Origin of the sequence: Streptomyces sp. AcH 505, from assembly GCF_000818175.1 — a bacterium.
In the GTDB taxonomy this organism is placed as follows: domain Bacteria; phylum Actinomycetota; class Actinomycetes; order Streptomycetales; family Streptomycetaceae; genus Streptomyces.
Window position 1 is genome coordinate 5,326,021 of sequence record NZ_JTIY01000001.1, and the last position, 4,525, is coordinate 5,330,545.

At 72.4% G+C, this 4,525-nt stretch carries 5 protein-coding genes; 2 read left to right on the forward strand and 3 right to left on the reverse strand.

Annotated elements, in window-relative coordinates:
* The 3 genes from HY68_RS41055 to HY68_RS23960 all read right to left on the reverse strand — a co-directional run.
* Positions 1-1,260, reverse strand: a 1,260-nt coding sequence (locus HY68_RS41055; protein WP_107070215.1) for a DUF692 domain-containing protein, incomplete at its 3' end; no start/stop codon positions are given.
* 146 nt (positions 1,261-1,406) lie between these two features.
* Positions 1,407-2,216, reverse strand: a complete 810-nt coding sequence (locus HY68_RS23955) for a DUF4142 domain-containing protein (protein WP_198533430.1) — start codon at positions 2,214-2,216, stop codon at positions 1,407-1,409.
* 112 nt (positions 2,217-2,328) lie between these two features.
* The gene (locus HY68_RS23960) at positions 2,329-3,063 is read right to left on the reverse strand and encodes a peptidyl-tRNA hydrolase (RefSeq protein ID WP_198533327.1); all 735 of its coding nucleotides are present in this window, start codon (positions 3,061-3,063) and stop codon (positions 2,329-2,331) included.
* Between the two features lie 84 nt (positions 3,064-3,147).
* Between HY68_RS23960 and HY68_RS23965 the strand changes: the two genes are divergently transcribed.
* Positions 3,148-3,825 (forward strand): AIM24 family protein, encoded by a 678-nt coding sequence (locus HY68_RS23965; protein WP_041992075.1) that lies wholly within the window; start codon positions 3,148-3,150, stop codon positions 3,823-3,825.
* A gap of 7 nt (positions 3,826-3,832) precedes the next feature.
* Positions 3,833-4,525, forward strand: a 693-nt coding sequence (locus tag HY68_RS23970; protein ID WP_063779674.1) for an ABC transporter ATP-binding protein, incomplete at its 3' end; no start/stop codon positions are given.

Consider the following 4,525-nt stretch of genomic DNA (forward strand, 5'->3'; position numbering starts at 1 on the left):
CGGGCGGGCCGCGGCGCGCTCCCGCCACCACAGGTCGAGCCTGCGGCGCGCCGCCGCGTCCGCCGGAAGGCCCTCGGTGAGCAGATGCTCGGCGAAGTCCAGCGCGTCACGCCGGTAACCGCCGCGCAGCGGGTGGTGCGCGCCGTACCCGACGAACGCGGGGCGGTAGCCGTCGCCCAGGATCTCCGGCAGCTCCGGGGCGATCTTGGCGACGACGTCGGCGCGTTTGGCGGTGAGCGCGCGGCTCTGCACACCGAGCCGGTGCGCGTCGAAGCCCTCGGGTACGGGCCCGCCGTCGACCAGCGCGGAGAGCAGGGCGGTCTGCCGCAGGGCGAGCCGCTGCCGGGCCCCCTCATCGTCCGTGCCGCCGGCCCACGCCGCCGTGACGCGCGGCGGTACGCGACCGCCCGCAGGCGTGGGTCCTGCCGCGACCGTCTCGCGGATGGTGTCGAGTTCGGCGGCCAGCTCCGCGGCAGGCGGGAAGTCGTCGTCGCGCTCCAGCAGCACGCCGGGCGGCGCGGTACGGGAGCGCAGCTCGGCCAGTACGTCGAGCACCGGCCGGGTGACGGGGTGGGCGTGGGTGTCGTGCCAGACCCCGTCGCGCTCGACACCGCCGGCGACATGGACGTACGCGATGGCCTCGACCGGCAGTTCGTCGAGCGCGGTCGCCGGGTCCTCACCGCGGTTGACGTGGTTGGTGTGCAGATTGGCGACGTCGATCAGCAGCCGGACGCCGGTGCGCTCCACCAGTTCGGCGAGGAACTGGCCCTCGCTCATCTCCTCGTCGGGCCAGCAGATCAGCGCGGCGATGTTCTCCACTGCGAGCGGCACCGGCAGCGAGTCCTGGGCGATGCGCACGTTCTCGCAGAGCACCCGCAGCGCGTCCTTCGTGCGCGGCACCGGCAGCAGATGACCGGCCTCCAGGCCGGGCGAAGCGGTCAGCGCGCCGCCGGCCCTGACGAACGCGATGTGCTCGGTGACCAGCGGCGAGCCGAGCGCCTGCGCCCGTTCGGCGAGGTCGGCCAGCCGCCCAGGATCGGGCCGGTCGGCGCCGCCGAGCCCGAGCGAGACGCCGTGCGGGACGACGGTGACGCCCCGCTCGCGCAGTCGGACGAGCGAGTCCGGCAGATGGTCGGCGCAGAGGTTCTCGGCGACCGCCTCGACCCAGTCGACCCCGTCCAGCGCCTCGACGGCGTCCGCGATCTCCGGGCGCCAGCCGATGCCGATCCCCAGCTCCGGTGTGCCGTGGGTGCCTTTCATGTTTTCCTCCCCCGTTTGCGTGCTCCTGGGGTGATGGCCCGGCCGGGCGGCGCCGAACCGGCGGCGGCGCAAGCTCAGAGGTTGATTTGAGCTTGCCCCGCCGGGCCGGCCACCGGCCGGGTGTCAGCCGGGTGTCAGCCGGAGTGTCACGGCATCGGCATGTCCATCGGCCTCCTGGACGCCTCCTGCGGCGCGGGCCGGTCGGTGTTGACGGCCGTCGGTACGCCGGGCTGCGGCGAGGGCCGGGAGGTGAACGACTCGTCCTCGCCGGTCGGCGTCGCGGGCTTCGGCGCCGGCGGCAGATCGCCGTTGGGCGGCGGCGGCCCGGTCGGGCTCGCGGTCGTCAGCCCCGCGGCCTCGTCGGCGATGGAGTCGAAGTTCACGAAACCGGTCTTCTCCAGCATCGTGATGTGGTCGAGGACGGTCTGGTTGGCATCGGTCGCCAGGTCCCGGATCAGGGTGTTCCTGGTGCTGTTCCTGATGCTCGCGATCACCATGAAGACCTTGCCGTGCGCGTTGCGCAGCAGGTCGGCGAACTTGTGCTCGTAGTCCACGCCCTTGGCCGCCGACAACTCCCGCAGCCAGCCCTGCTGTTGCGGGTTCGGCTGGTTGGGCAGCTCAACCCCGAGCTGGGCGGCGACACTGCGCGCCCGCTTGTCGAGGTCGGTGTGGCCGACGACGAGATGGTCACCGCAGTCCTTGATGGCCTGACTCGGCGCCCGCTGGATGGCCTGCTGCCCGGCCGGCAGCTCCCACAGCCCGGCGAGCCGGACCCGTACCAGGAAGTCACGGTCGGCCGCCGTCAGCGGCCCCCACTTGGTCTGCACGGTCGATGCGGCGACATTCGCCTGGCCGGTCCCCGAACGGTCCGCGTAGGACCACACGGGGAAAGCCAGCGCCCCGACCGTGGCGACGAGTGCCGCGATGATGAGCGCCGTGCCGTTGATACGTCGCAACAATGTGCTGCCTCCCGAACCGATATGTGACACCGCGGAATCAACCGCCGACCGCGCGGCCGGTCAACCTGCTTGACGGCATTGGGAGATACGTAACGCCCGGCGCGAATGTTCAGCGGCGCAGCGCCGGATGGTCGGCGACCACCGTCGCCGAGCCCGCGGCGATCTCCGTGAAACCGGCATCGCGGACCAACGGTAGCCCGCTGCCGGTCAGTCGGAGCCACTGCTGGACGTCCGCCGTACGGACGGCGAGCGCGAAGCCCGCCTCCCGCCAGGCCTTGCGGTCCGCCTCGGACAGTTCCCACCAGGCGAGTTGGGCGCCGTGGCCTGCCTGGGCCATCGCCTTGCCCGCCGACATGTCCAGCTGCGGATTGAGCCACAGCACCGGACCCGTCAGGTCGGGCGCCGGGGGCGGCCGCGGGTCGTCCAGCTCCGTGCCGGAGACCTGGAGTTTGGCCAGCTCCTTGGGCCAGCCGTCCAGCGGGACCGGCGGGAAGACCCGTACCTCGGCCGCCGAGCGGTCCTCCTCGGTCCGGTCGGGTCCGGTGACGGTGAGGCCCGGGAGCGCCGAGGCGCGCCGCCACTCGGCGCCGCGTGCGCGCCGTACCACCTTGCGGATCCTGGCGTCCTGCCAGTCCCGTACGGCCTGCGCCCACTCGCCCTCGCCCAGCGAGCGCTCGTCGCTGAGCATGGCGAGCACCGCGCGGGCCGCCGTCTCCAGGGCGTCGGTGCGGGTCGGCGGTGCGGGCTTCTCCAGGTGGACCACCAGAGGCAGTACGTACTGCGGGGCCGCGTCGCGCTCGGATCGCGCGTCTTCGAACGGGCTGTCTGTGCTGTCGCTGCTCACCCCACCAGTCTCGCAGGGGGCGCGGCGCACCTTCCCGGCGGAACGGCTTGGCGGAATGGGTGCCTCCGGGCCAGGATGCACGGCATGAAGAGCGATCTCTTTGCCACAGAGAACATGGCGCAGCAGGCGAGCGTCCCAGGGATGACCCTGCAGAACGCCAAATCGGTCAAATACGCCGTCAACGGCGAGATGCACGCGCGGCAGGGATCGATGATCGCTTTCCGCGGCAATCTGCAGTTCGAACGCAAGGGGCAGGGCATCGGCGGCATGCTGAAGCGTGCCGTCACCGGCGAGGGGCTGCCGCTGATGGCGGTCAAGGGCCAGGGCGAGGCGTGGTTCGCGCACGAGGCCGAGAACTGCTTCATCGTCGACATCGAGCAGGGCGACGCGCTCACCATCAACGGCCGCAACGTGCTGTGCTTCGACCCGACCCTGTCGTACGAGATAAAGACGGTGAAGGGCGCCGGCATGACCGGTGGCGGCCTTTTCAACAGTCTCTTCACCGGCTACGGGAAGCTCGCCGTCATCTGCGACGGCAACCCGATCGTGATCCCGGTGACCACGCAGGCGCCGGTCTACGTCGACACCGACGCCGTCGTCGGCTGGAGCGCGCAGCTGAACACCTCGCTGCACCGCTCCCAGTCCATCGGCTCGATGATCCGCGGCGGCTCCGGCGAGGCCGTTCAACTGATGCTCCAGGGCGAGGGGTTCGTGATCGTCAGGCCCAGCGAGGTCACGCCGGTGAAGGCCTCGGCGAACTGATCCGTCGATGATGCTGCAGCGGGTGGGCCGCCGTTACGGGCTCGGCGGACCGTGGGTGCTGCGCGGGATCGATCTGGAGCTGCCCGCGCACGCCCTGGTCAGGGTCGAGGGAGTCAACGGCGGCGGCAAGTCGACCCTGCTGCGGCTGCTGGCCGGTGTCGACAGCCCCACGGAGGGGCGCGTCACCGGCCGGCCCCGCACGGCCTACGTGCCGGAACGCTTCCCGGTCGCGCTGCCGTTCACGGCGGCCGGATATCTGACCCACCTGGGCCGGATCCACGGTCTGGCCGCCGGGCCCGCTGCGGGGCGCGCGGTCGAATGGCTCGACCGGTTCGGCGCCGCCGGGCACGCCCGTACCCCCATGGCCGAACTGTCCAAGGGGACGAGCCAGAAGGTCGCCGTCGCCCAGGCGCTGCTCGCCGAGCCCGAGTTGCTGGTGCTCGACGAGGCGTGGACGGGACTCGACGCGGCGGCGCGTGACGAACTGGACCGTGCCGTCGCCGAGCGGGTCGCCGCGGGCAGCACGGTGGTCTTCGTCGACCACGACCCGGCCCGGCTCCGCGGCGTCGCCGACGAGGTGTACGCGGTGGCCGACGGCGGCCTGCTGCGCCGTCCGGCCACGGAGGCGACCGGGGCGGGGCCGGGGGAGCGCGGACCGGAGACACGGATCGTGGTGAGCGGCCCGCCGGGCGCTGCGCCG

What these genes read in the sequence shown, in the direction of transcription:
- HY68_RS23965 (WP_041992075.1), top strand. Translation starts at nt 3,148, where the DNA reads ATGAAGAGCGATCTCTTTGCCACAGAGAACATGGCGCAGCAGGCGAGC.